The sequence below is a fragment of the Pseudoalteromonas sp. S16_S37 genome (assembly GCF_014694405.1).
Lineage (GTDB): Bacteria > Pseudomonadota > Gammaproteobacteria > Enterobacterales > Alteromonadaceae > Pseudoalteromonas.
In genome coordinates this window covers 1-235 of the sequence record NZ_JAAUWV010000273.1, presented here as the reverse complement: position 1 = coordinate 235, position 235 = coordinate 1, and the positions used below count along the sequence as shown (strand labels likewise).

Sequence of the window (235 nt, the reverse complement as noted above, 5' to 3'; positions counted from 1 at the left end):
TTCATCATGCAGGTACTCTCGATATTCTTAAACGTGGATTAACAGGTGAAATGACCACTTCACGGGCAATTGCCCAAATATAGGCTGCCATTTCTCGGGCAATGGCAATTACCACAACATTACGATGTTTACCTCTGCTTAGTAATCGGTTGTAACGTCGACACAGTCTAAGCTGTGCCTGCCATGCGATATCGGTTATTTCTTTAGGTAAACCTTCCTGCCGTTTTTGTAATTC

Annotated in this window: 1 pseudogene; it reads right to left on the bottom strand. The window is 43.0% G+C overall.

The window, feature by feature from the left end:
• Nucleotides 1-4: 4 nt before the first annotated feature.
• Nucleotides 5-235, bottom strand: a pseudogene (locus tag HC733_RS22880) (IS110 family transposase); the annotation flags it as partial.